A 23,345-nucleotide genomic window follows, 5' to 3' on the forward strand; every position below is an offset into this window, starting at 1 on the left:
CAGAAGTGCCCGCTCTGCTTGCCAAACTTCGCGGTTGAGAGCAAACGCCACTTTGGACGGGCGAACACAAGTTTTCGCTGCACTGCAGCGCAAGCACGGCAGTTCACATCGAACTGCTGTGTCGTCGCGATGGGCCGGTTTTCAGAAGTGACTGAACGCGGCGCTCGCGAAGGCGCGGGGCCGGCCGTCCGCATCGCGGAAGATCGGCGCGCCCTCGCCCACCGCCACGCTCCCGATCGCGTGGACCGGCACGCCGACTTCGGCCGCCGCCGCCTGGAAGGCGTTCAGGCGATCCGGCTGCACCGTGCACAGGATCTCGTAATCGTCGCCTCCGGTGAGGACGACGTCGAGCAGGGCGGGCCGATCGGCGACCGCGCGGCCCGCAACCGGCGACAGGGGCACCGCTCCGGTCTCGACCGTGGCGGTGAGGCCCGTGCCTTTCAGCATCTTGGCTAGGTCTCCGGCCAGCCCGTCCGACACGTCCATCGCGGCACTGGCGAACCGGCGCAGCACGGGAGCCAGGGCGAGGCGCGGGCGGGGCCGCAGGTAGCGGTCGGTGAGCGCGGCACGCGCCGCCTCGTCGAGGCTGCCAACGAAGACGGGATCGAGGCGCAGGCGCAGGCCGAGCGCGGCGTCGCCGATCGTGCCGCTGACGCAGATGCGATCGCCCGCGGATGCCGTCTGGCGGCGGACCATGGCGCCGGCCGGCACCTCGCCGAGAGCGGTCACACCGATCAAAGTGGCACCGCCGGCCTTCACGGTGTCGCCGCCGAGAAGCGGGCAGCCGTGCCGCGCCGCCGTTTCGCCGAGGCCGCGGGCGAAGGCGGCGAGCCAGTCCTCGCTCCAGTCCGCGGCGAGAGCCAGCGTCAGCAGGAAACCGCGCGGTGACGCACCCTTGGCGGCGAGATCCGACAGATTCACGCCGAGCGCTTTGGCGGCGATCGAGTCCGGCGGATCGTCCGGGAAGTAGTGGATTCCGGCCACCACCGCGTCGGCGGTGAGAACGAGATCGTGGCCGGGCAACGGTGTGAGGCGTGCCGCATCGTCCCGAAGCCCGTCCGCCCCGTCGCCTGCGATGGGAGCGAAGTAGCGGGCGATCAGCGCCTCCTCCGAGGCGCGGGGTCCGGCCCCGCTCACCCGCGCTTCTGGGTGGTCAACTCGTCGCCGCGGACCTTGCGGGCGATCCGGTCCAGCACCGCGTTGACGAGACCCGGCTCGTCGCCGGTGTAGAAGCTGTGCGCCACGTCAACATATTGCGAGATCGCGGCGCGCGGCGGCACATCCTTGCGGAACATCAGCTCGTAGGTGCCGGCACGCAGGATCGCGCGCAGCACGGTCTCGATGCGCCGAAGCGGCCAGCCCTGCGTCAAGGCCTGGTCGATCTGCGGATCGATCTGGCGCTGCTCCTCCACCGTGCCGCGCAGGAGGTCGCGGAAGAAGGCCACCTCCGCCGGTGGATGGGCGACGCCGTCGATTTCCCGGCCGATCCAGTGGGCCTCGAACTCGGCGAGCGCGTCGAGGACGCCCTTGCCGGAGATGTCCATGTCGTAGAGCGCCTGCACCACGGCGAGCCGCGCACCGGCGCGCTGTTCGAGCTTCGTCACGGGCTCAGGCTCCCTCGGCCGCCAGTTTCAGGGCGAGGACGGCAAGGGCGGCTTCCGCCGCGCCGCCGCCCTTGTTCATCTCGGAGACCCGCGCGCGGGCGAAGGCCTGCGCCTCCGTCTCGACGGTCAGGATACCGTTGCCGAGGGGCAGGCCGCGATCGACGGACAGGTCCATCAGCGCGCGTGCGCTCTCGCCGGCGACGATGTCGTAATGGCCCGTCTCGCCGCGGATGACGCAGCCGAGGGCCACGACGGCATCGTAGGGCCGGCCCGCGCGCTCGGCTGCATCCAGCAGGATCGCGGCCGTCGCCGGGATCTCGAGGGCACCAGGCACGGTGACCACGGTCGCCTCGGCGCGGGCGGCCTCGATCGCCGCGCGGGCGCCTGCAAGCAACTCGTCGGCGAGCGCATCGTAGAAGCGCGCCTCGACCACGAGGATGCGAGCGCCTGGAACTTGTGTGGCGGCTAACGCCGCCCGGCTGTGTCCAACCATGAAGCGTGACCCGAAGCGGGGGAGGAAGGGCGTATCCGCGCGCCGTCACGGCCTCTCGTGCGGGCCGGTGTTCGGGGCCGCGAGCGTTAGACCGAAGCGGGCCCCGCCACAAGCGGGACGTCGTGGCTTCCGATCCGCCGCCGCTTGCAGGCCTCGGCCCGGCAGATGCATGAACGCAGCCGAGCGTGCCTCTTGGGGGCCCACAGGGAGATCAGCGTGCCCGAATTCGACCTCGCGATCCGGGGCGGCACCGTCGTCACCGCCGGCGACACGGTCCAGGCCGATATCGGCATCCGGGACGGGCGCATCGTTGCGGTCGCCGACCGGGTCGAGGGGGCAGCGCGCGAGATCGACGCTGGCGGCCTCCTCGTCCTGCCGGGCGGCATCGACAGCCATGTGCACATCGCCCAGCCCTCGGGGCCCGGCATCGTCATGGCTGACGACTTCGCCTCGGCGACCCGCGCCGCGGCGGCGGGCGGCAATACCTGCGTGATGCCGTTCGCCTTGCAGCCTCGCGGCGAGAGCCTGCGCGCCACCGTCGACGCCTACCGGGCGAAGGCGGATGGGCAATGTCTGATCGACGCCGCGATTCACCTCATCGTCTCCGATCCGACCGATTCCGTGCTCGGCCAGGAGCTGCCGGCCCTGGTGGCGGACGGCTACACCTCATTCAAGGTCTTCATGACCTATGACGACCTCGTGCTGAACGACCGCGAACTCTTGGAGGTCTTCGCGGTGGCCCGGCGCGAGGGCGCGCGGGTGATGGTGCATGCGGAAGGCTATGACACCATCCGCTTTCTCAGCGAGAAGCTGGAGCGGGCGGGCGAGACACGGCCCTACGGGCACGCGCTCTCGCGGCCGCAGACGGTGGAGCGCGAAGCGGCGCATCGCGCCATCAGCCACGCCGAGCTGATCGACGTGCCTATCGTGATCGTCCATGTCTCGGGGAACGAGGCTATGGAGCAGATCGCCTGGGCACGCGCCCGCGGACTCAAGATCCACGCCGAGACCTGTCCGCAATATCTCACGCTGACCGCTGAGGATATGAAGGGGATCGGCGACCCCGACGACATGGCGGGCGCCAAATATGTCTGCTCGCCTCCGCCGCGCGATGCGGCGAGCCAGGCGGCGGTCTGGTCCGGCATCCAGCGCGGCGTCTTCGACGTCGTCTCCTCCGACCATTGTCCCTTCCGCTACGACGACCCGCAGGGAAAGCTGAATCCGCGCGCGAGAACCTCCTTCCGCTGGATCCCGAACGGAATCCCGGGGATCGAGACCCGTCTCCCCGTCCTGTTCTCGGAAGGCGTCTCGAAGGGGCGGATATCGCTGAACACCTTCGTGTCCCTCACCGCCACCAATCACGCCAAGCTCTACGGGCTCTATCCGCGAAAGGGCTCGATCGCACCCGGCTTCGACGCCGACCTAGCCCTGTGGGACCCGAACCGTCGCGAGACCATCCGCCAGGAGATCCTGCATCACGGCTCGGATTACACGCCGTGGGAGGGATTCGCGGTCACCGGCTGGCCAGTGATGACGATCAGCCGGGGCGAGATCGTCGCCGAGGAAGGCCGCATTCTCGGCGAGCCCGGCCGCGGCCGGATCGTCGACCGTACGGTGAACCCCACCGAGCGCCGGGCAGATTGAGGATGCGGACCTGCCCGATCACGCTTCCTTGGACCCTGCGCCGGGCGGTGCCATAAGGGGCGCCGCTCTCGCGGACCCATCGGGGATGGACGGTACACAGACCACCCGGATCGCAGATGCGGACCGGCCTGCCCCGGCCCGCACCCCGCTCTCGCCCCTGCGCACCGCCTGGAAGCGGGTGGCGCGGGCGATCGGCGATGCGCTGCCCAAGGGCCTCTACGCGCGCTCGCTGATCATCATCATCGCGCCGGTGGTGCTGCTGCAATCGGTGATTGCATACACCTTCATGGAGCGGCACTGGCAGCTCGTCACGCGGCGCCTCTCCTCGGCCGTCACCTCGGACATCGCCGCGCTCATCGACATCTACGAGAGCTATCCGCAGGACAAGGACGCCGAGACCCTGACGCGGATCGCGGGCAATCGCCTCAGCCTGGACCTCGACATCCTGAAAGGCGCGAAGATTCCGTCCTCGGGTCCGCGGCCCTTCTTCTCGATCCTGGACGAGGCCCTCTCCGACGAGATCAAGCGCCAGATCGGCCGCCCATTCTGGATCGACACGGTCGGCCGCTCGAACCTCATCGAGATCCGCGTGGCGATCCCCGATGGGGTGATGCGGATCACCGCGCGGCGCAGCCAGGCCTACGCGTCCAACTCGCACATCTTCCTGGTGTGGATGACCGGGTCCTCGATGGTCCTGCTCGGCGTCGCGATCCTCTTCCTGCGCAACCAGATCAAGCCGATCCTGCGCCTCGCCGCCGTGGCCGAGGGGTTCGGCAAGGGACGCGACATCGAATTCCGCCCGCGCGGCGCCCGCGAGGTCCGGCAGGCCGGTCATGCCTTCATCGAGATGAAGCGGCGCATCGAGCGGGCGATGGAGCAGCGGACGGCGATGCTCAACGGCGTCTCGCACGACCTGCGCACCATCATCACCCGGTTCCGGCTCTCGCTCGCCCTGATCGAGCAGACCCCGGAGGTCGAGGACCTCACCCGGGACGTGGACGAGATGAGCCGCATGCTCGAAGGCTACCTCGCCTTCGCCCGCGGCGATTCGGCGGAGGTGGCCGCGCCGACCGACATGCGCGCCCTGCTGGAGGATCTGCGCACCGACGTGGAACGGCTCGGCGCCCACGTCGCCGAGGTGGATCTCGAGGGCGACACGACGGTGACGGTGCGGTCCGACGCGATCCGTCGCTGCCTGTTCAATCTCGCCGCCAACGCCGCGCGCTACGGCGAGACCGTGATGATCTCAGGCCGGCGAGAAGCCCGCAGCTTTCTCGTCTCCATCGACGACGACGGCCCCGGCATCCCCCCAGAGAGCCGCGAGGAGGTGTTCAAGCCTTTCGTGCGCCTGGACGACGCCCGGCAGGATGCGGGCGGATCCGGCCTCGGACTCTCGATCGCCCGCGATATCGCGCGCGCACATGGCGGCGACGTCACGCTGCACGAGAGCCTGCTCGGCGGCCTCCGGGCGACGGTGCGAGTGCCGGCCTGATTCGGGTTGCGCGCGCCGCAGGCGTCAGCCGCGGGCGTGCGCCATCGCGATCTCGCTGGCGACATTGGCGAAGAGATAGTCGAGCGCGCGCTGGTCGAGGCGCGCGGCATCGAGGCGCTGCCGCAGATCGTCCGGGCCCCGCCAGGGCCGCAGACCGTTCGGCAGGAAGCGCAGGAGCATCCCGCTCACCACCTGCTCCCGGACATAGGCGCGATGGCCGACGAGGCGCGCGATCTGCAACGCGAGGTCGCCGACCGGATCGGTCGGGGCGCCGGGACCGCTCCGCTTTACAGCTTGAAGACGCATGGGACTCTCCAATTCGATCTGAGATTGGACGAGAGATGCTGCGGTTCGATGCGGGATTTGCGGACAATTTTACGCACTGCCCGTGATGGCAGGCGCGCTGGATGGGTCGCCGCCTAAAATCTTGGCGGCAGGGTGTCCCCATCGCGCGGAAGCGGTGCTATGCACGCTGCGCTTGTCCGCGCCGCGGCCTCCGGAAGGGTGCCGCCCCACGTGAGTGCCGCCATGAACCCGCTCGTTCCGCTCTCCATCCTGGTCTGCGTGCCCATCGCCGCCATCGCTCTCGTCCTCGGCACCGATACCGGCATCGAGACGTCCCTGATCACGGCCACGATCAAGACCTTCATCATCCTCGGCGTGATCGCCGCCGCGATCTCCTTCGGTGCGAGCCGGCTGGCCGAGCGCTCCAGGCCCTGAGGGTTGTCGGCGGGCCGCCGCGGGCGCCCCGCTACGCTGATATCCGTTGCGACATCGGAGCGGTCTCGACGCGCCGCCCGCGGCACGTCGGGGCGCCGCAGTGCCGGTCACCCATCACGTGCCGCACCGCAGGCCCGCGCCTTGCATCGGCGTACCGGGCGGCGCAGCCTCGTGCGAATGGCGCTGCCGCGCTCATCGTCCGAGGCCAACGATCGATTTCGAGAGGCTCCGCATGCTCCACACCGTCCCCGCCTTCGGGCGTATCGGCGAGGAGAACGCCTTCGCGGTGCTGGCCCGGGCCAACGCGCTGGCCTCCGAAGGCCGCGACATCATCAATCTCGGCATCGGCCAGCCCGACATGCCGACGCCGCCGCACATCGTCGAGGCCGCGATCAAGGCTCTGCGCGACGGCCATCACGGCTACACCCCGGCCACCGGCATCCTGCCGCTCCGCGAGGCTGTCGCCCGCGACATCCACAGGCGACACAGAGTCGAGGTCTCGCCCGATTCCGTGCTGATCGTGCCCGGCGGCAAGGTCACCATGTTCATGGCGATCCTGATGTTCGGCGAGCCGGGCGCCGAGATCCTCTACCCGGATCCGGGCTTCCCGATCTATCGCTCGATGATCGAGTTCACCGGCGCCACGCCCGTCCCGGTGCCGATCCGCGAGGATAACGGCTTCGCCTTCTCCGCGCAGGAGACGCTCGGCCTGATCACCGAGCGCACGCGCCTGCTCATCGTCAACTCACCGGCCAACCCGACCGGCGGCGTGACCCCGAAGGCCGAGATCGACGCACTGGTGGCCGGCCTCGCCGCTCATCCGGACGTGGCCGTCCTCTCCGACGAGATCTACGGCACCATGACCTATGACGGGGAGGCGCATCACTCGCTGCTCGCCTATCCGGAGATTCGCGACCGGCTGATCTATCTCGACGGCGCCTCGAAGACCTATGCCATGACCGGCTGGCGGCTCGGCTGGTCGGTCTGGCCGAAGCCCCTTTACGACGCCGCCCGCAAGCTCGCGGTCAATGCGCATTCCTGCGTGAACGCCGCGACGCAATGGGCCGGCGTCACGGCCCTCGATGGGCCGCAGGATTGCGTGGTCGAGATGGTCACTGAGTTCGACCGCCGCCGGGCGATCGTCGTCCAGGGCCTCAACGACCTCCCGAATGTGAGCTGCATCACGCCGAAGGGCGCGTTCTACGCCTTTCCCAACGTCTCCCGGACCGGCTGGAAGGCGAAGCAGCTCGCCTCCACGCTCTTGGAGGAGGCGGGCGTCGCGGTGATCGGCGGTCCCGATTTCGGCGTGCATGGCGAGGGCTATATCCGCCTGTCCTATGCCAACTCGGCCGAGAACATCCGCCGCGCGCTGGAGCGGATGCGGCACTTCCTCGCCGAGCGCCAACCTGCCTGACGCATCTAGGCTGCGACCTCGCGCTCGACCCGCTCCGCGGCCGGCTCCGGCACGTCGAGGGCCTCGGCCAGCATCTTGAAGAACTGGCGCTCCTGCACCGTATCCAGGTCGATCGCCAGGCGGGCCGCGGCGTAGATCCGCGTCGCGGCCTCGGGATCGTTCACCGAATCGGCGATCTCGTCGATCTCGGCCGGGCTTTCGAGTTCGCGCTCGAGCCAGGCGCGGCCGTCGGGATCGAGGCCGGCGGCGGCCACCGCCTCGTCGAGGCGCCGTCGCTCGGCCGCGTCGATCACGCCGTCGGCCAGCGTGGCGGCAACCATGGCCCGCAGCATCAGGCGGGCCTCGTCCTCGGGGACGTCCTTGAAGTCGGGTGTGGTGGCGCCCTGCACGGCGGTGCCGCGCAGGGCGTGGTAGGCGATGCTGCCGATCAGGGCGAGGCCGCCGAGCGCGGCCCCGGCGGTGAGGCCGCCGCGCCGTGCCCGCACCAGAGCATCCACGATCCGTCGCGTATCCGCCATGTCCGTTCCTCCCGAAGGTCCGGACCGGCAACCCGCCGGACGGGCCTCGGGTTCACCGCCGCGCCGATGTCGGGGCGTTCAGGCGTCGAGGGCGTCGTCGTCCTCGTCCTCCTCGTCGATGTCCACCAGGAAGACGATGTCGGCCTCGTCCTCGTCGTCGCCGGATTCGGCGTCGGCATGGTGCGGATCGGCTTCGAAATCGCCCGAGCCGTCATCCTCGGCGAGCGCGTCCTCGAAGATCTCGACCTCGTCTTCCGTGGCCGGGCGGACCTTCAGCTCGGAGGTGCCGTTCCAGAGCGGCGTGCCGCTGCTCGTCATCGACCGGATGTCGGACTTGAAGCCGTCGCAGGTGAAGAGGTCGCGCGCGGTCTCCTCGTCGCCGTTGATGACAGCCACGGCCGTGCCGTCGATCTCGAGGGTGAACATGACCAGCTTCCTTCTCGCGAGTCGGCGCCCGTGAGATTGGCGCCGCGCGGCGCCTCTGTAGGGGTCGGCGGGGCGCCCGCCAACCCTGTCCCCGCGATATCCGGCCGATCGCGCGTCAGGCGCCGGCGCTGCGGGCGATCGCCCGCTTGACCACCGCCTGCACCTCGGGATTCGAGAGGAACAGATCGTGGTTGATCAGCCCGCCACCGTAATCCGAGGCATCGGCCACCCGCACACCCAGTTCCTCCAGGCGCTCGCGGTCGGCCGCGCCGGCTCGAACGACGCCGCCTGCGATGGTGCTCGACAGTTCGAGGGCGCGGTCGTTCGTGGATGAGATCACCGTGATCTTGTTCACGTCCGGCCCAAGCCGCCGCACGCCGTTGGCGAAGAGATCGAAATCGATGTCGGGGGCGGCGAGCACGACCGCGCCGATGCGCGCCATCGCTGCCTCGCCGGCCTCGGCGCGCAGCATGCGCAGGGTCTCCAGCGTCAGCAGCGTGCCCATCGAGTGGGCCACGATGTTGATCCGTCCGCCGCTGGGCGAGGCTGCGAGAGCCTTCAGAAGGTCCTCGAAGGCGTCGCGTGACCACAGGGCGCTCTCGCGGTCGTAGCCGTAGTCGAAGGTCGCCGCGGCCGAGGGCCAGGTGAACAGGCCCGAGACGCCGCGGAAGCGGATGCCGTCCGACAGGCGCGCCGCGCTCACGGCCGCCGATTCGAAGGATTCGCGGTAGCCGTGCACGTAGATGAGCACATCGCGGCCCAGGGCCGCCTGGGCGAAGGCGTCGGCCGCGCCGGCGCCGGTCTCGACTTTCGGCACCGCGCCGATCGTCCAGTCGCCGGTGACAACGGCGGAGACCTTGCCGATCAGGGAGCGGTCCGGCGGCGACAGGCGCACCTCGGCGAAGCTCAGGCCCCGGCCCCGCTCGCTGGTGAAATAGGGTGCGCGCGGCGTCGCCGCCGTGGGCTTGCGGGTGGTCGCCACCAGCAGGACCGGCATGACATCGAGAGCCGACTGCTTCTCAGGGATCGCCGCCGTGCCGGGCACGAGCCCGTCCGCCACGCAGGCACCGAGCGCGGGCGCCAGCGCGGAAGCGCCCGCGAGCGCGCCGAGGCGAATCAGGGAGCGTCGGGTGGGAGGCTGGCGCAGCATGATCCGGGGTCGCGTCCGATGCGGCCGGGCGGGAGGGCCCGGACCGATGCGACAGCCTGTGCCGCAGGATCGTGACCATGACGGGGCACAAGCGTGGCCGTGACGGGTGTGGATTGCGGGCAGGAGGTGCGATGTGGTCGGCGGAGCACAGGAGCCTTTGCCAGGGCGGATCCGACCCCTCGACGAACGCCGCACGGCCGGTCATGTAGGGCACATGGCCTCTCCCTCCCTTGACCTCGATGCCCTTCGCGAGCGGCTGCTCGCCGGCGAGCGCGCGGCGCTGGCCCGTGCGATCACGCTGGCGGAGTCGAAGCGGCCCGACCACCGGGCGCTGGCGCGCGACCTCATTGACACCGTCCTGCCGCAGACGGGCAAGGCGATCCGGGTCGGGATCACCGGAGTGCCCGGCGTCGGCAAATCGACCACGATCGATGCGCTCGGCTCGAACCTGACGGCGGCCGGCCACAAGGTGGCGGTGCTCGCGGTCGATCCGTCCTCGACGCGCACCGGCGGCTCGATCCTCGGCGACAAGACCCGCATGGCGCGCCTCGCCCTCGATCCCAACGCCTTCATCCGCCCGTCCCCGTCCTCGGGCACCCTCGGCGGCGTCGCCGCCAAGACCCGCGAGACCATGCTGCTCTGCGAGGCGGCCGGGTTCGACGTGATCCTCGTCGAGACGGTGGGCGTCGGTCAGTCCGAGACGGCGGTGGCCGACCTGACCGACTTCTTCCTCGTGCTGATGCTGCCCGGTGCCGGCGACGAGCTCCAGGGCATCAAGAAGGGCATCCTCGAGCTCGCCGACATGATCGCGGTGAACAAGGCGGACGATGGCGAGGCCGAGCGCCGGGCGAATGCAGCGGCGTCCGAGTATCGAGCCGCACTTCACATCCTGACGCCTGCTTCCGCCACTTGGACGCCGCCGGTGGTGACGATCTCCGGCTACCACAACCTGCGTCTCGACGCGCTCTGGGAGAAGGTCGTCGACCATCGACGGCGCCTGACCGCCACCGGCGAGATCGCCCAGCGCCGGCGTGAGCAGGATGTGAAATGGATGTGGGCGCTGGTCCACGAGCGTTTGCACCAGCGCCTCGTCGGGACCGCCGAGGTCCGGGCGAAGACCGCCGAGGCCGAGGCTGCGGTCGCGGGAGGGGCGCACTCGCCGGCTGCCGGCGCGGCGCTGATCGCCGAGCTGATCGGTTTGTGACGCCTCTCCTCATCACCGCCTTCGGCCCGTTTCCTGGCATGCCGCGCAACCCGAGCGCGGCACTCGCCCGAGCCCTCGGAGCGGCCCTGCGCCGCCGCGCCGGCCCGGCTCCTCGCATCCTCGTCCTGCGCACCGCCTACGCCTCGATCCCCGGCGCGCTGCTGCCGGCGCTCGCCGACCAACCCGCCGCCGTTCTGATGCTCGGCGTCGCCTCGCGGGCCAAGCGGATCCGCGTCGAGATCCGCTCCCGCAACCGGGCGAGCCGCCTTTATCCCGACGCAGCAGGGCGCATTTCCGCGCGGCTCGATCTCGATCCGGACGGGCCAGCCTCCCGGTGCAGCGCCGTGGCCGCGCAGGCGGTGGCCATCCTGCGCCGCCACGGGCTCGACGCGCGCGCCTCGAACGATGCGGGTCGCTATCTCTGCAACGCGAGCTACTACGCGGCGCTCGCCGTGGATGCCCCGGTGCTGTTCGTGCACATCCCCCCGGTGCCGCGCACGGCGCGGCCCCTGAGCCGGGCCACGGCGCAGGCCGCGATGGGCCGCCAGGTCAGGGCCCTCGCCGAACTTGCCGGACTGATGGCGGTGTGCGGCCGGCGCGGCAGGTCGGTGTCCTTCGCGAAACCCGCGCAGCGCCCTCGCGTGCGGTGATTCTCCGCACGAATTGTCGGTCTGCGGCGGGGCCAATCGCGATCTCGGGCGTTCATCGGACTACGGACGGCACCGGGCAATCCGCTGGGGTCCCGGCGTCCCGCTTCGAGAACGGAGAGATCATATGGTTGACACGGATCGCATCGTCGGCGGCGCGAAGGAATTCGCCGGACGCGCCCAGGGCGCGGCGGGCGACTTCGTCGGCTCGAACCGCGACTCGGTGGAGGGCCGCTTCCGCGAGGCACAGGGAACCGCGCAGAATCTCTACGGCCAGGCCAAGGACACCTTGCGCGACGTCGCCGACAACGCCGGCAGCTACGCCCGCGACGCCTATGACCGCAGCGGCGACTATCTGCGCGATGGGCGTCAGGTGGTGGGCTCCCGCGTGGAGGAGAACCCTCTGATCGCCCTCCTCCTGGCGGGCGCCGTCGGCTACGGCCTCGCCCTGCTGCTGCACGGCCGCCGCTAGAGGCATTTTTCGCGGACGCTCCTGGGCGAGCGTCCGCGATCCCGCGTGCGGGCCGCTACTGCGCGGTCCAGCCGCCATCCATCGACAGGTTGGCGCCGGTGATCTGGCTCGCTGCGTCCGAGCACAGGAACACCGCGAGCGCTGCGACCTGATCGACGGTGACGAATTCCTTGGTCGGCTGCGCCTTCAGCAGCACATCCTCGATCACCTGTTCCTTGCTGAGCCCACGCGCCTTCATCGTGTCGGGGATCTGCGCCTCGACCAGCGGCGTCCAGACATAGCCCGGCGAGATGCAGTTCGCCGTGATCCTATAGGGCGCGAGTTCGAGGCCTGCCGCCTTGGTGAGGCCCGCGATACCGTGCTTGGCGGCGACGTAGGCCGACTTGAACGGCGAGGCGACGAGCGAGTGCGCCGAGGCCGTGTTGATGATCCGCCCCCATTCGCGCGTCTTCATGCCGGGGATCGCCGCCTGCATGGCATAGAAGGCCGAGGAGAGATTGATCGCGATGATCTGCTCCCATTTCTCGCCCGGAAACTCCTCGATCGGCGAGACGTACTGAATCCCGGCATTGTTCACGAGGATGTCGACCGAGCCGAAGCGCTCCTCGGCTTCGCGCACCATCGCCGCGATCTGCTCGGGCTTGGTCATGTCGGCGCTAGAGTAGTGTGCCGTCACGCCGAACTCGGCTTCGATGCCGGTACGCGCCCGCTCGATGTCCTCCGGCTTGCCGAAGCCGTTGAGGACGACGTTGGCTCCCTCGCGCGCGAAGCCGCGGGCGATGGCGAGGCCGATCCCGCTGGTCGAGCCGGTGACGACGGCGGTCTTGGAGGTCAGGGTCATGAAAGCTCCGTGGCGGTCGGGTCTGCGGCCTCGGGCACATTACCTGTGCCGACGCGTGCGGCGCGGCAAGATGGTGCGGGTGAGGGACGGCTCAGCCCGTCAGGGCCGAACCGTCCGCGAAGGCCGCCGCGAGATAGGCCCGCACGAAGGGCGGCATCCGGCCCCCATCGATATCCGCCGCCCCGCGCACGGTGACGACGCGGGCGAGCTCCGGATCCGCCTCCTGCCGGCGGTGCCGTTCCATCCGGGCTCCCAACTGCGCGGCGGTCTCCCCGAAGCGGACCGGGCGCAGGAAGGCGAGTTGCCCGTCGCCGCGCAGGAGCACCCAGGATTCGCCGGCATCCTCCGGCAGATCGAGGCCGGTCTCCTCCCCGAGTTCGCGGCCGGCGCTGCCGGCGAGGTCGACCGCGTCGCCGCGGACATCATCGCGGTCCGGCGTGCCGCAGGGAAAGTAGATCTGGCCCGCATTGGCCGTCTGCGGCCCCATCTCGCCCATCAGCACCGCGCCGTCGGCGCTCCAGGGCACGATGGCCGCGAAGGCGTTGGCCACGTGGCCGTCCGGCGAGCCGCCGTCGCGATAGGCGATGAAGCGGGAATAGGTGGTCTCGAAGAAGTCGACCCGGCAACCGCTCTCCGTCACGGCACAGTCGCAGGCGAGGAGAACCGGCCCGTCGAAGAGCGCCGGCCGCGCCGCCCGCCGCCGCTCCCAGTTCTGGGCGACACGCTCGGCATTGTCGCGGGCCCAGGCCCAATCATAGGTCACCAGCCGCGCCTCGATACGGGCGAGCGACAGAACCTCGAACCCGTAGGGGCGGCCCTCAGACATGCAGGGTCCCGTCGGCCACCACGATCCCCGCACCGCCGATCTCGACCGAGCGCAGCGCACCCGCGGCCAGCTCGATCTGGAGGTCGATCTCGCTCGGGCGGCCCATCGCCACGCCCTGGCGGATGGCGACGTCGTGCGTGCCCTCGCCCAGCGCCTCGAACTGCATGAGCACGCCGGCGAAGGCGGCCGCGGCCGAGCCGGTAGCCGGATCTTCCGGTGCGCCGAGGGCCGGGGCGAACATCCGCGACTGGAAGCGCAGGCCGAGCCCCTCCGGATCGGGTGTGTAGAGATAGACCGCATCAGCGATCTCCGGCAGGCCCGCGCCGGCCTTCGCGGCATCGAGGCGCGCACGGCTCGCCACGGGCACGAAGGTGAATTCGGGCCCCGCGGCGTGCCGGCTCGGGCGGTGGCGGCCAAAACCGATGTCGCCGGGCTCGAGTCCGAGGGCGGCAGCGAGAGGCACCGGGTCCGGTCCGTCGCCGCGGAAGTCGGGCATCACCGGCAGCTTGAAACGCGCGCGGCCCCGATTCTCGTCGGCTTCGACCACGCACGGCACCACGCCGAGTTCGACCTCGAGGCCGAAGGCGACCGCGTCGGCGAGGTCGGCGCGTCGGTCCTGCAAGGCGAGGAGCACGGCGCTGCCCACTGTCGGATGGCCCGCGAAGGGCAGCTCGCGGGTGGGCGTGAAGATGCGGATCCGAGCGCGGTGGCGGGTCTCGGTCGGCGGCAGCACGAACACCGTCTCCGACAGGTTGAACTCGCGGGCGATCGCCTGCATCGCCGCGCCGTCGAGCCCGTCCGCGTCGAGGACGACGGCGAGCGGATTTCCGGCAAGCGGCGTCTGCGTGAACACGTCGAGGATGACGAAGCGGCGGGGCATGGGGGCTCCTCTGCGGGCGGGCGAGGCGGGCGTCGCCTCGTCGAACTCCGGCGGACTGGTAGGAACTGGGTCAGACCGGCACGACCGGGAAGGTCTCGCTCGGGCTCACGAACTCGTCCTGAGCGGCAACGGTCAGGATCTCGCGGGATCCAGCCTCGGCCGTGCGCCGGAGCAGCCCGTAGACCGAGGCGCCGGCCATGCCGAGGGCGAGCGTCGCCGAGCCGGTTCGAGCATAGTGCACGAAGAACAAGGCTGCGATGCAGTCGCCCGCCCCGTTCACGTCCAGCGAGAGGCGGGGTGTGCGCAACAGCCAGAACGCGCCGCCTTCCCCCGCGAGCAAATCGATGGCGTCGGCGGGCGTCGCATCGGTGATCAGGGAGGTGACGAGGACGACGCGCGGGCCGCGCGCCTGAAGCGCCAGCACCGCCGCCTTGGCCTCGGCCAGGGTGCCGGTCGGCAGGCCGGTGAGGGCGTCGAGCTCGAACTGGTTCGGCGTCAGGATATCGGCGGCCGGCACGGCCTGGTCGCGCATGAAGTCCGGGATGCCGGGTCGGACATAGACGCCGCGGCCGATATCGCCCATCACCGGGTCGCAGCAATACAGCGCCTTCGGGTTGACGGCGCGCACCGCGGCGACCGCGTGCAGGATCGCCGTGCCGATATCGGCCGAGCCCATATAGCCGGAGAGCACGCCGTCGCAGGTGCCGAGCACCCCGCGCTCGCCGATGCCGGCCACCAGCTCCTCGATCGCCGGCCCATCGAAGACTCGTCCGCGCCACGCGCCGTAGCCGGTGTGGTTCGAGAACTGCACCGTGTGGATCGGCCAGACCTCCACGCCGAGGCGCTGCATCGGGAAAACCGCCGAGGCGTTGCCGACATGCCCGTAGGCGACGTGGGACTGGATCGACAGGACCTGCACGGGTTCTCACCTCCGAACTGGGGCGGCTGGACTGTTAGCGGGTTTCCCGTGAGGCCGCATCCTGCATCCGGCCCGGGGCCGGGTTGCGCGAATGCTGGCACTGCCCCAGATCCGACGCTCCTTGGGATCAGGACGAAGCAGACAGATGGATCTCGAAGCCCTGCGGATCGCGGCCCTCGGCTTCGTGGAGGCCCATAAGAGTTGGGCCCCCCTGATCACCGGCGTGCTCGCCTTCTGCGAATCGATCGCCTTCCTGTCGCTCCTCGTGCCCGCGACGGTGATCCTCGTCGGCATCGGCGCGATGATCGGTGCCGCCGACATCCCGCTCTGGCCGGTGGTGGCCGCCGCCGGCATCGGCGCCGGGCTCGGCGACTGGATCTCCTACGAATTCGGCCGCTATTACGGCCCGAACGCCAAGGCGATGTGGCCGATGCGGAACTACCCGGAGATGGTGTCCCGCGGCGAGAGCTTCCTGAAGCGCTGGGGCGCGGCGTCGGTGGCGGTCGGGCGCTTCTTCGGGCCGGCCCGCGCGGTGGTGCCGCTCATCGCCGGCATCTTCGCGGTCGAGCGTCTGCCCTTCCAGGTCGCGAACTGGCTGTCCGGCTTCGTCTGGGCCTTCGTGCTGCTCGCTCCCGGAGCCGGGCTCCTTAGCTGGCTCCAGGGCTGAGAGCCCGGCGCACGCGCCGCAGGTGACAAGCAGCCCCCGAGCCGGGCAGAGTGTTCCGAAACGGAACGCTTCGCCCGATGCTCCCTGGCCCGATGCCCCCTGCCCTCGCCACCACCTCCGACACACTCCTGCCGCCCGATCGCCGCCAGTCGCCGACGGCGGCGCGCATCCAGCGCGGGGTGCGCCGCCTGTTCTCGGAGCTCGGCTGCGTCAGCCTGCCCGAATTCTCCCTGGCGAACGGCCGGCGCGCCGACGTGATCGCCCTGTGCGGCGCGGGCAAGCTCAGCATCGTGGAGATCAAGTCGAGCGTCGCGGATTTCCGGGCCGACCGGAAATGGCCGGACTATCGCGACTTCTGCGATCGCTTCTACTTCGCGATCTCCGACACCGTGCCGGAAACGATGATCCCCGAGGAATGCGGCCTCATCGTCGCCGATGCCTTCGGTGCGGCGATCCTGCGCGAGCCCGCCGAGCACACGCTGAGCGGCGCCCGCCGCAAGGCAGTGACGCTCCGTTTCGCCCACAGCGCGGCGCGGCTGCTGCACGTACTCGCCGATCCCGGCGCGGTGCGCGAAGGGGCGCTGTAGCTATCCCCGCCCACTCCGCCGGGCCGAGACCTTCGCCAGGGCCGCGAGGTCCTTGTCGGCATCGCCGTGGGCCATGGCCTCGATCAGGCCGTCGCGGAGCACGCTGGCGAAGGGCATCGGCACCCCGACCGCCTCGGCCGCCTGGAGCGCGAGGCGCACGTCCTTGGCGCCGAGCTTCAGATTGAAGCCTGGCGGCTCGTAGCGGTTCGCCGCGATCGACGCGCCGTAGCCCTTGTAGACGGGTGAGGCGAACAGCGTGTTGGTCAGGAGGTCGAGGAGGTCGGCGCCCGGTACGCCGTGCCCCTCCGCGAAGGCGCAGGCCTCGCCCATCGCCTCAATCGCCGAGATCAGCATGAAGTTGCCGGCAAGCTTGACCGCATTGGCGCGGGGCGCCTCCGGGCCGAACGGCCAGGTCTTGGCGCCCATCGCGTCGAGAAGGGGCGCGGCGCGGGCAACGGCCTCGTCCGGGCCGGCACAGACGATGTTGAGTTCGCCGGCCTCAGCGACGTTCGGTCGGCCGAAGACCGGGGCGGCGATGTAGGGCACGCCGGCTCGCGCGTGGATTGCGGCGAGGTCCCGGGAGAGCGCCACCGAGATGGTGCTCATGCTCAGATGCAGGCCCGGGCGCTCTGCGCCGTCGAGAAGCCCGCCCTCCACAATGACGGAGCGCAGGGCCGCATCGTCGGCGAGCATGGTGATCGCCGCCTCGCCCCGGAAGGCCTCCGCCGCGCTCTCGACCACGGTCGCACCGTCGAGCCCCTCGGCGGCACCGGCCGAGCGGTTCCAGACCCGGACCTTATGGCCGTCCCGCAGCAGGCTCGCGACCATGCCCCGGCCCATGCGCCCGAGACCGATGAATCCGACATCCATGCGCAGTCTCCTCCGCTCTCGCTCCGCATCGCGCATAGAGCGCGACGGCGCCGACGGATCAAGCGGCGCGGTCCATTGGCGGCGCCGGCCTCTGCTCGGGCGGGGCGGGCGCGGGCTGTGCCGCCAGCGGCAGTTCGATCACCGCGCTGAAGCCGCCCTCGGGGCGGTTCTCCAGGATCAGGCGGCCGGAATGGGCCTCGACGATCGCCTGCACGATGGACAGGCCGAGACCGAACCCCGTGGCCTCGTTGAGGTTCCGGGCCCGGTCGCCACGGACGAAGGGCTGGAGCATCGCCTCCCGCTCGGCCTCGGCGATGCCGGGGCCCGGGTCGCGCACCTCGACGCGGGTGCCGCGCGGGATCGCGTCCATGAACAGGCTGGCGCTGCCGCCATACTTCACGGCGTTGTCCACGAGGTTGGTGATCGCGCGCTGCAGCTCGTCGGGCCGGCCGCGCACCAGAACGTGGCGGCTGCGCTCCACCGAGACCTGCGCGCCCACATCGGCGAAGCCGTCGCAGACCGTGTGGACGACGGAGGCGAGATCGACCAGCGACTGGCTGCCCACATCCCGCCCCTGGCCGTCGCGCACGAAGGAGAGGGCCGCCTCGACCAGCGCGTTCATCTGGTCGAGGTCGCGCAGGGTCGAGGCACGGGCGTTCTCGTCCTCGATGAACTCGGCGCGCAGGCGCAGCCGGGTGATCGGCGTGCGCAGGTCGTGGCTGATCGCGGCGAGCATTTGGGTGCGGTCGTCGATGAGGCGGCGCACGCGGGCCCGCATCCGGTCGAGCGCCCGGGAGACGGCGAGCACCTCCTTCGGGCCGGCCTGCGGCAGGGCGACGTGGTCGTCCCGGGCGCCGAAGGCCTCGGCCGCCCCGGCGAGGCGCGCCAGCGGCGCCGTCAGCGCGCGGGTCGCCCAGACGGAGAGAAGCGCGAGGGTCAGGCCCAGGAAGACGAAGGTGAAGATGATGGCGCCCTGGCGCGGCGGACGCAGGGGATCGTCCGGCAGCGTGCCCTGGAGCATCGCGCCGTTGGATGTGGCGAGGCCGAGGCGCAGGCTGTGTCCGGCGGGGGCCGATGGCGGCGTCAGGTTCGCGACAGTGAGGCCGCGGCCGAAGCTGTCGCGCAGGCGCCGGGCCACCGGCTTGTCGGTGCCGGTGTCGCCACCCTGGCCGTTCCACGGGGCGATGTCGAGGATCGGAAGGGTGCGGGCGGCGCTGGCGAGGAGGTCCGGCCGCAGCTCCGGCGCGGAGGCGTCGAGCAGCCGCGCCACGGTGGCGAGGCGCCCGGTCAGGACGGCGGGCCGATCCTCCGGCCGCCAGGGCTCGTGCAGGAGGAAGAAGGCCAGCGTCGCCACCACATGGGCCGCGGCGATCGCCGCCACCACGAGGAGTGCGATCTGCCCGCCGATGCTGCGTGGCCGCAGCCGGGCGCGGAGGCGGTGCACGAGCCCGCTCATGCCCGCGTGACCTCCGGCGTGAACAGGTATCCGCCCGAGCGGATCGTGCGGATGATCTCGGGGTTGCGCGAATCGCGCTCGATCTTCTGGCGGATCCGGCTGATCAGCACGTCGATGCTGCGCTCGAACGGCCCGGCCGCCCGCCCCTGCGTGAGGTCGAGGAGCTGGTCGCGGGAGAGCACCCGGCCGGGCCGGAGGCAGAGCGCGTGAAGCAGATCGAATTCCGCGCCTGTGACGGCGACGCGGGCACCTTCCGGGCTGAGCACCTGGCGCAGGGACACGTCGAGGGTCCAGCCGGCGAAGTGAAGGCGGCGCACCCCGTCCTCGTCGGTGCCGTTGGCGGCGCTGCGGCGCAGGATGGCGCGGATCCGCGCCAGCAGCTCGCGCGGGTTGAAGGGCTTGGCGAGATAGTCGTCGGCGCCGAGTTCGAGCCCGATGATGCGGTCGATCTCCTCGCCCTTGGCGGTCAGCATCAGGACGGGGATCTGCGAATGGCCGCGCAGGCGCCGGCACAGGCTCAGGCCATCCTCGCCGGGCAGCATCAGGTCGAGGACGATCAGGTCGACCTTCGCGTCGCCCAGCACCCGGTCCATCTCGCGCCCGTCGCCGGCGAGCGTCACCCGGCACTCGTTGCCGCGGAGATAGCGCGCGACGAGCGCCGAGATCTCGCGATCGTCCTCGACGACGAGGATATGGGGCGTGGCAAGCGCGGTCATCGCGGAGGTTTCGGTCGCGAGCATAGCCCGGTTATGGCCCGGCCCGGGCCGTATCCGGAAGATGGGGCGGGCCGGACAATTGTAACCGCACGTTTCCCGGGCGGCAGCGGACATATCCGGAAACACGTCAGTCGTGCAGGACGCGCTGCCTCGCCGATCGGCGCGCCGGCGGGCCCCTCATTCCGGAGGGGAGCGACGGTTCCGGACGGGGCGCGGGTCCCCTCTCCCGAACGGGAGAGGGGGCCTGTCGTGGTGCGCACATGCTTTCGGCCCCGCGCGGATCATCCGCCGGGGGCATGGCTGGCGCGGTCGGGGTGACGCGGGACGCCGCGGAGCCCGAAACGCAACGTTGCACAAGCCGGCTCCCCGGCGTCCCGCGGATGAGAGGCTGAGAGGCTGAGACCCAGCCCGCCCATCCGTCTTGTCGTCGCGGTGTCTGTCCCGGCGTCCTCCGACCTCGCGACTGCCGCTGGCCGGGTCCGGTCCCTAGCGGGACGGGAACCCCGTGCACGCTGACATACGCCCGTCCGGCGCGAGGCCCGCCTCGTAGTGGGTCGGGCCGGCGAGTCTCTGGCGATCCCCCAGAACCGGGTCGGGACGGGCGCATTTCCTCAGCCCGCCTCACCGCCCGGATCCGAGCAGACCTTGCGTCGGCACGCCGCCCGGGGCACCGGCCGGATCCGAGGCCGGTGACGCGGGCACCGCCCCGCCGTCCGCGCCCCTCCCGGTCGGTCCCCGGGACGGGCCCCCGAAAGGCAGCGCAGGATCACCCCTGCGATGCCGGACGGCAGGTGCAAGCAAATGAGCACAAAACAGGAACATTGTCAACCTGACAAAGCTCTCCTCGACCTCGTCGGGGAGGAGCAGGAGATCATCGTCCTGTCTTCAGGACCCGTGGTCCAATCCACGGTCCGGACGCCGGACCGGCATTCGCCGATGCGGGCGGCGTTCAGCGGCGCCGCTTGATCGAGCCGACCGTCTGCATCTGCGACTGGGCCTCGCTGCGGTCGTCCTCGCTCGCCCCGGCCCAGTTCTTCTCGTAGAGGGTGACGATCCAGTCGTCCTTGCGGCCCTGCGCGCCCTCGCGGGCGAGCGCCAGCCACATCAGGCCGCGCACGCGCTGCACCGGCACGCCGCCGAGGCCGTTGATGAGGATGTCGCCGAGCAGCGCCTGGGCCGGATGGTGGCCCTTCTCCGCGGCGAGGTTGAACCAGCGCGCCGCCTGCTTCGGATCCGCGTCGACGCCGTTGCCGTCGAGATAGAGCCGGGCGAGGTTGTACTGCGCGTTGGGATCCCCGAAATAGGAGGCCGCGTAGTTGAACATGTCGTAGGCGCGCTCGGGGTTCGGGCGCACATAGGTGCCCTTGATCCCGTCGAGGAAATAGGTGCCGAGCGCGGTGAAGGCGGCGGCCGTCACCCCGGAGATCTGCGCGTCCGGGCCATCCGCAGTGCCCGAATCGGCGATGCGCGAGAAGTATTCGAAGGCCTTCAGGTCGTCGTGCGGCACGCCGTCCCCGTCCGCGTACATGCGGCCGAGCTTCCACAGGGCGAGGGCGTGGCCCTGGCCGGCGGCGTATTCGAGGGCGCGGGCGGCGCCTTCCTTGTCGCCCGCATTGTACTCGCGCACGCCCGCCCGCAGCGCGTCCTTGGCCGAGCGGTAGCTCCGCTCGGGCACGGGGGTGCGCGCGGCGGCGTCGAGCGCCCGCGGGGCCGGAGGCAGCGCAGCCAGGGTCAGCGCGGCGCAGAGCCCCGCGAAGACCGAGCTGCGCAGGACACCGAGCCGGCCCAGACGCCTGCGGAGCCGACCCGGATCGGCCCCGGCCGGCCGCATCGGCCGGCAGAGGTCAGTCCTAGATGTCCGCATAGCTCTGCGTCTCCTTGGCGCCGCCCGGATGGGTGACGGCACCATTCACAGCCGGGCCGACGCCCTGCGCGTACTTCCAGAGATAGCCGGAGGTGGCGGTGTTCGGGCGCGGGGCCCAGGCCTTGCGGCGCTCGGCCAGCTCCGCATCCGAGAGCGCCACGTCGAGGGTGCCCTTGATCGCGTCGAGGGTGATCATGTCGCCGTCGCGCAGCAGGCCGATCGGCCCGCCGACCGCGGCCTCGGGGCCGACATGGCCGACGCAGAAGCCGCGGGTCGCGCCCGAGAAGCGGCCGTCGGTGATCAGCGCGACCTTGTCGCCCATGCCCTGGCCGTAGAGCGCGGCGGTGGTGGACAGCATCTCGCGCATGCCGGGGCCGCCGCGCGGGCCCTCGTAGCGGATCACCAGGACCTCGCCCTCCTTGTAGGCGCGGGTCTGCACCGCCTGGAAGCAAGCCTCCTCGCCGTCGAAGACGCGGGCCGGGCCGGTGAAGACCTGCTTGTCGGCCGACATGCCGGCGACCTTCACGATGGCGCCCTCAGGGGCGAGGTTGCCCTTGAGGCCGACGACGCCGCCGGTCGGCGTGATCGGGTTGTTGGCCGGGCGCACCACGTCCTGGTCCGGGTTCCAGGCCACCTTCTCGAGGTTCTCGGCGATGGTGCGGCCGGTGACCGTCAGGCAGTCGCCGTGCAGGAAGCCGTGATCGAGCAGGGTCTTCATCAGGAGCGGGATGCCGCCGACCTCGAACATGTCCTTGGCGACGTAGCGCCCGCCCGGCTTCAGGTCGGCAATGTAGGGCGTGCGCCGGAAGATCTCGGCCACATCGAACAGGGTGAACTCGATGCCGGCCTCGTGGGCGATGGCCGGCAGGTGCAGGGCCGCGTTCGTCGAGCCGCCCGAGGCCGCGACCGTGGCGGCGGCGTTCTCGAGCGCCTTGCGGGTGACGATGTCGCGCGGGCGGATGTTCTTGGCGATGAGCTCCATCACCTTCTCGCCGGCCGCGGCGCAGAACTTGTCGCGGATCTCGTACGGGGCGGGCGCGCCGGCCGAATAGGGCAGTGCGAGGCCGATCGCCTCGGAGACCGTCGCCATGGTGTTGGCGGTGAACTGCGCGCCGCAGGCGCCGGCCGAGGGGCAGGCGACCTGCTCCAGCTCGTCGAGGTCGTCGAGGCTCATGTCGCCGACCGCGACCTTGCCGACGGCCTCGAACAGGTCCTGCACGGTCACCGGCTTGCCGCGGAAGGAGCCGGGCAGGATCGAGCCGCCATAGATGAAGATCGACGGCACGTTGAGGCGGACCATCGACATCATCATGCCGGGCAGCGACTTGTCGCAGCCGGCGAGGCCCACGAGGGCGTCGTAGGCATGGCCGCGCATGGTCAGCTCGACCGAGTCGGCGATGACCTCGCGGGACGGCAGCGAGGCGCGCATGCCGCCATGGCCCATGGCGATGCCGTCGGTGACGGTGATGGTGCAGAACTCGCGCGGCGTGCCGTGGGCGGCGGCGACGCCCTTCTTCACCGCCTGCGCCTGGCGCATCAGCGAGATGTTGCAGGGAGCGGCCTCGTTCCAGCACGAGGCGACGCCCACGAGCGGCTGGTGAATCTGCTCGCGGGTCAGGCCCATCGCGTAGAGATAGGAGCGGTGCGGGGCGCGGTCGGGCCCCTCCGTGACATGCCGGCTCGGCAGCTTCGACTTGTCGTTCACGCGCGCGTCCATGACCCAGGTCCCGTCGTACTCTTCGAAGATGCCAGAGATGGGGTGCGCAGAGCCCCATCACATCGCCTGGCGACGACGCGCGAGGGGCCTCGAAACACCTGTCCGGAATCGTTCGCAACCCGGCGGTAAAGCGTTGCAGGAATTGTCGTTTGCCGCCGATGCTGAGGTGGTCCCGGTTTATGGCGGGAACGCGGCGGATCGTGGCAGCGCTCGGGGCA

The 23,345-nt window shown here is 70.8% G+C and carries 25 protein-coding genes; 9 read left to right on the forward strand and 16 right to left on the reverse strand.

The genetic code is table 11. The features are described from left to right. Positions 1-141: 141 nt before the first annotated feature. From thiL to ribH, 3 genes are all read right to left on the reverse strand, one after another. Complete coding sequence (gene thiL, locus MET9862_RS01410; RefSeq protein ID WP_142581325.1) at positions 142-1,137, reverse strand: thiamine-phosphate kinase; 996 nt, start codon at positions 1,135-1,137, stop codon at positions 142-144. Further along, complete coding sequence (nusB, locus tag MET9862_RS01415; protein WP_244612516.1) at positions 1,134-1,544, reverse strand: transcription antitermination factor NusB; 411 nt, start codon at positions 1,542-1,544, stop codon at positions 1,134-1,136. Before nusB ends, thiL begins: the two co-directional genes overlap by 4 nt. 64 nt (positions 1,545-1,608) lie before the next feature. Further along, positions 1,609-2,097, reverse strand: a complete 489-nt coding sequence (gene ribH / locus MET9862_RS01420; RefSeq protein WP_142581327.1) for a 6,7-dimethyl-8-ribityllumazine synthase — start codon at positions 2,095-2,097, stop codon at positions 1,609-1,611. A 216-nt stretch (positions 2,098-2,313) separates the two neighbouring features. Between ribH and hydA the strand changes: the two genes are divergently transcribed. Both hydA and MET9862_RS01430 read left to right on the forward strand, forming a co-directional pair. Beyond that, positions 2,314-3,741: a dihydropyrimidinase gene (gene hydA, locus MET9862_RS01425; RefSeq protein WP_142581328.1), complete on the forward strand. Its 1,428-nt coding sequence runs from the start codon at positions 2,314-2,316 to the stop codon at positions 3,739-3,741. Between the two features lie 85 nt (positions 3,742-3,826). Then, the gene (locus MET9862_RS01430; RefSeq protein ID WP_142581329.1) at positions 3,827-5,233 is read left to right on the forward strand and encodes an ATP-binding protein; all 1,407 of its coding nucleotides are present in this window, start codon (positions 3,827-3,829) and stop codon (positions 5,231-5,233) included. 24 nt (positions 5,234-5,257) lie between these two features. Here MET9862_RS01430 and MET9862_RS01435 read toward each other — a convergent pair whose 3' ends face one another. After that, a complete protein-coding gene (locus MET9862_RS01435) occupies positions 5,258-5,539 on the reverse strand; it encodes a hypothetical protein (RefSeq protein ID WP_142581330.1) in 282 nt (93 codons plus the stop codon). 222 nt (positions 5,540-5,761) lie between these two features. Between MET9862_RS01435 and MET9862_RS01440 the strand changes: the two genes are divergently transcribed. Next, on the forward strand, positions 5,762-5,953 hold the full coding sequence (locus MET9862_RS01440) for a hypothetical protein (protein WP_142581331.1): 192 nt from the start codon (positions 5,762-5,764) through the stop codon (positions 5,951-5,953). Between the two features lie 232 nt (positions 5,954-6,185). Then, on the forward strand, positions 6,186-7,367 hold the full coding sequence (locus MET9862_RS01445; protein WP_142581332.1) for a pyridoxal phosphate-dependent aminotransferase: 1,182 nt from the start codon (positions 6,186-6,188) through the stop codon (positions 7,365-7,367). A gap of 5 nt (positions 7,368-7,372) precedes the next feature. On the opposite strand, the gene MET9862_RS01450 is transcribed toward MET9862_RS01445, so the two are convergent. The 3 genes from MET9862_RS01450 to MET9862_RS01460 all read right to left on the reverse strand — a co-directional run bounded on the left by MET9862_RS01450 (position 7,373) and on the right by MET9862_RS01460 (position 9,461). Further along, the gene (locus tag MET9862_RS01450) at positions 7,373-7,885 is read right to left on the reverse strand and encodes a tellurite resistance TerB family protein (RefSeq protein WP_142581333.1); all 513 of its coding nucleotides are present in this window, start codon (positions 7,883-7,885) and stop codon (positions 7,373-7,375) included. Between the two features lie 78 nt (positions 7,886-7,963). After that, a complete protein-coding gene (locus tag MET9862_RS01455; protein WP_142581334.1) occupies positions 7,964-8,311 on the reverse strand; it encodes a hypothetical protein in 348 nt (115 codons plus the stop codon). Between the two features lie 115 nt (positions 8,312-8,426). Then, positions 8,427-9,461 (reverse strand): alpha/beta hydrolase, encoded by a 1,035-nt coding sequence (locus MET9862_RS01460; protein WP_142581335.1) that lies wholly within the window; start codon positions 9,459-9,461, stop codon positions 8,427-8,429. 214 nt (positions 9,462-9,675) lie between these two features. On the opposite strand from MET9862_RS01460, the gene meaB reads away from it, so the two are divergent. The 3 genes from meaB (at position 9,676) to MET9862_RS01475 (ending at position 11,784) form a co-directional block, all read left to right on the forward strand. Beyond that, the gene (gene meaB, locus MET9862_RS01465; protein WP_142581336.1) at positions 9,676-10,665 is read left to right on the forward strand and encodes a methylmalonyl Co-A mutase-associated GTPase MeaB; all 990 of its coding nucleotides are present in this window, start codon (positions 9,676-9,678) and stop codon (positions 10,663-10,665) included. After that, complete coding sequence (locus MET9862_RS01470; RefSeq protein ID WP_142581337.1) at positions 10,662-11,315, forward strand: pyroglutamyl-peptidase I family protein; 654 nt, start codon at positions 10,662-10,664, stop codon at positions 11,313-11,315. The genes meaB and MET9862_RS01470 overlap by 4 nt, the downstream gene beginning before the upstream one ends. Before the next feature lie 124 nt (positions 11,316-11,439). Continuing rightward, positions 11,440-11,784, forward strand: coding sequence for a CsbD family protein (locus MET9862_RS01475; RefSeq protein ID WP_142581338.1), 345 nt, complete (start codon positions 11,440-11,442; stop codon positions 11,782-11,784). A 55-nt stretch (positions 11,785-11,839) separates the two neighbouring features. Here MET9862_RS01475 and MET9862_RS01480 read toward each other — a convergent pair whose 3' ends face one another. From MET9862_RS01480 to pdxY, 4 genes are all read right to left on the reverse strand, one after another. Continuing rightward, complete coding sequence (locus tag MET9862_RS01480) at positions 11,840-12,625, reverse strand: 3-hydroxybutyrate dehydrogenase (RefSeq protein ID WP_142581339.1); 786 nt, start codon at positions 12,623-12,625, stop codon at positions 11,840-11,842. A gap of 91 nt (positions 12,626-12,716) precedes the next feature. Then, positions 12,717-13,451 (reverse strand): NUDIX hydrolase, encoded by a 735-nt coding sequence (locus MET9862_RS01485; RefSeq protein ID WP_142581340.1) that lies wholly within the window; start codon positions 13,449-13,451, stop codon positions 12,717-12,719. Next, a complete protein-coding gene (locus tag MET9862_RS01490) occupies positions 13,444-14,331 on the reverse strand; it encodes a PhzF family phenazine biosynthesis protein (RefSeq protein ID WP_142581341.1) in 888 nt (295 codons plus the stop codon). Before MET9862_RS01490 ends, MET9862_RS01485 begins: the two co-directional genes overlap by 8 nt. A 70-nt stretch (positions 14,332-14,401) precedes the next feature. Next, entirely contained in the window at positions 14,402-15,250 is an 849-nt protein-coding gene (gene pdxY / locus MET9862_RS01495) for a pyridoxal kinase PdxY (protein ID WP_142581342.1), read from the reverse strand. A gap of 145 nt (positions 15,251-15,395) precedes the next feature. Here pdxY and MET9862_RS01500 point away from each other — a divergent pair, with 145 nt between their 5' ends. Next, the gene (locus MET9862_RS01500; protein WP_142581343.1) at positions 15,396-15,917 is read left to right on the forward strand and encodes a DedA family protein; all 522 of its coding nucleotides are present in this window, start codon (positions 15,396-15,398) and stop codon (positions 15,915-15,917) included. A gap of 92 nt (positions 15,918-16,009) precedes the next feature. Continuing rightward, positions 16,010-16,504 carry an MmcB family DNA repair protein gene (locus tag MET9862_RS01505; protein ID WP_142581377.1) on the forward strand — a complete coding sequence of 165 codons (495 nt, stop codon included), beginning with the start codon at positions 16,010-16,012 and terminating at the stop codon, positions 16,502-16,504. Here MET9862_RS01505 and MET9862_RS01510 read toward each other — a convergent pair whose 3' ends face one another. The 5 genes from MET9862_RS01510 to ilvD all read right to left on the reverse strand — a co-directional run bounded on the left by MET9862_RS01510 (position 16,505) and on the right by ilvD (position 23,127). Next, positions 16,505-17,374, reverse strand: a complete 870-nt coding sequence (locus tag MET9862_RS01510) for an NAD(P)-dependent oxidoreductase (RefSeq protein WP_142581344.1) — start codon at positions 17,372-17,374, stop codon at positions 16,505-16,507. A gap of 58 nt (positions 17,375-17,432) precedes the next feature. Next, on the reverse strand, positions 17,433-18,830 hold the full coding sequence (locus tag MET9862_RS01515; RefSeq protein ID WP_142581345.1) for an ATP-binding protein: 1,398 nt from the start codon (positions 18,828-18,830) through the stop codon (positions 17,433-17,435). After that, positions 18,827-19,546, reverse strand: coding sequence for a response regulator (locus tag MET9862_RS01520; RefSeq protein WP_142581346.1), 720 nt, complete (start codon positions 19,544-19,546; stop codon positions 18,827-18,829). Before MET9862_RS01520 ends, MET9862_RS01515 begins: the two co-directional genes overlap by 4 nt. Positions 19,547-20,495: 949 nt before the next feature. After that, a complete protein-coding gene (locus MET9862_RS01525) occupies positions 20,496-21,410 on the reverse strand; it encodes a tetratricopeptide repeat protein (protein WP_142581347.1) in 915 nt (304 codons plus the stop codon). Continuing rightward, complete coding sequence (ilvD, locus tag MET9862_RS01530; protein WP_142581348.1) at positions 21,397-23,127, reverse strand: dihydroxy-acid dehydratase; 1,731 nt, start codon at positions 23,125-23,127, stop codon at positions 21,397-21,399. The genes MET9862_RS01525 and ilvD overlap by 14 nt, the downstream gene beginning before the upstream one ends. Positions 23,128-23,345 lie beyond the last annotated feature (218 nt).

This window comes from Methylobacterium symbioticum (genome assembly GCF_902141845.1).
GTDB lineage: Bacteria > Pseudomonadota > Alphaproteobacteria > Rhizobiales > Beijerinckiaceae > Methylobacterium > Methylobacterium symbioticum.

Bases quoted from the DNA above. Each gene is read 5' to 3' on its own strand.
- nusB (WP_244612516.1), bottom strand. From the start codon at position 1,544: ATGGACATCTCCGGCAAGGGCGTCCTCGACGCGCTCGCCGAGTTCGAG.
- ribH (WP_142581327.1), bottom strand. From the start codon at position 2,097: ATGGTTGGACACAGCCGGGCGGCGTTAGCCGCCACACAAGTTCCAGGC.
- MET9862_RS01430 (WP_142581329.1), top strand. From the start codon at position 3,827: ATGGACGGTACACAGACCACCCGGATCGCAGATGCGGACCGGCCTGCC.
- MET9862_RS01435 (WP_142581330.1), bottom strand. From the start codon at position 5,539: ATGCGTCTTCAAGCTGTAAAGCGGAGCGGTCCCGGCGCCCCGACCGAT.
- MET9862_RS01440 (WP_142581331.1), top strand. From the start codon at position 5,762: ATGAACCCGCTCGTTCCGCTCTCCATCCTGGTCTGCGTGCCCATCGCC.
- MET9862_RS01445 (WP_142581332.1), top strand. From the start codon at position 6,186: ATGCTCCACACCGTCCCCGCCTTCGGGCGTATCGGCGAGGAGAACGCC.
- MET9862_RS01450 (WP_142581333.1), bottom strand. From the start codon at position 7,885: ATGGCGGATACGCGACGGATCGTGGATGCTCTGGTGCGGGCACGGCGC.
- MET9862_RS01455 (WP_142581334.1), bottom strand. From the start codon at position 8,311: ATGTTCACCCTCGAGATCGACGGCACGGCCGTGGCTGTCATCAACGGC.
- MET9862_RS01460 (WP_142581335.1), bottom strand. From the start codon at position 9,461: ATGCTGCGCCAGCCTCCCACCCGACGCTCCCTGATTCGCCTCGGCGCG.
- meaB (WP_142581336.1), top strand. From the start codon at position 9,676: ATGGCCTCTCCCTCCCTTGACCTCGATGCCCTTCGCGAGCGGCTGCTC.
- MET9862_RS01475 (WP_142581338.1), top strand. From the start codon at position 11,440: ATGGTTGACACGGATCGCATCGTCGGCGGCGCGAAGGAATTCGCCGGA.
- MET9862_RS01480 (WP_142581339.1), bottom strand. From the start codon at position 12,625: ATGACCCTGACCTCCAAGACCGCCGTCGTCACCGGCTCGACCAGCGGG.
- MET9862_RS01485 (WP_142581340.1), bottom strand. From the start codon at position 13,451: ATGTCTGAGGGCCGCCCCTACGGGTTCGAGGTTCTGTCGCTCGCCCGT.
- MET9862_RS01490 (WP_142581341.1), bottom strand. From the start codon at position 14,331: ATGCCCCGCCGCTTCGTCATCCTCGACGTGTTCACGCAGACGCCGCTT.
- MET9862_RS01500 (WP_142581343.1), top strand. From the start codon at position 15,396: ATGGATCTCGAAGCCCTGCGGATCGCGGCCCTCGGCTTCGTGGAGGCC.
- MET9862_RS01505 (WP_142581377.1), top strand. From the start codon at position 16,010: ATGCCCCCTGCCCTCGCCACCACCTCCGACACACTCCTGCCGCCCGAT.
- MET9862_RS01510 (WP_142581344.1), bottom strand. From the start codon at position 17,374: ATGGATGTCGGATTCATCGGTCTCGGGCGCATGGGCCGGGGCATGGTC.
- MET9862_RS01515 (WP_142581345.1), bottom strand. From the start codon at position 18,830: ATGAGCGGGCTCGTGCACCGCCTCCGCGCCCGGCTGCGGCCACGCAGC.
- MET9862_RS01520 (WP_142581346.1), bottom strand. From the start codon at position 19,546: ATGACCGCGCTTGCCACGCCCCATATCCTCGTCGTCGAGGACGATCGC.
- MET9862_RS01525 (WP_142581347.1), bottom strand. From the start codon at position 21,410: ATGCGGACATCTAGGACTGACCTCTGCCGGCCGATGCGGCCGGCCGGG.
- ilvD (WP_142581348.1), bottom strand. From the start codon at position 23,127: ATGGACGCGCGCGTGAACGACAAGTCGAAGCTGCCGAGCCGGCATGTC.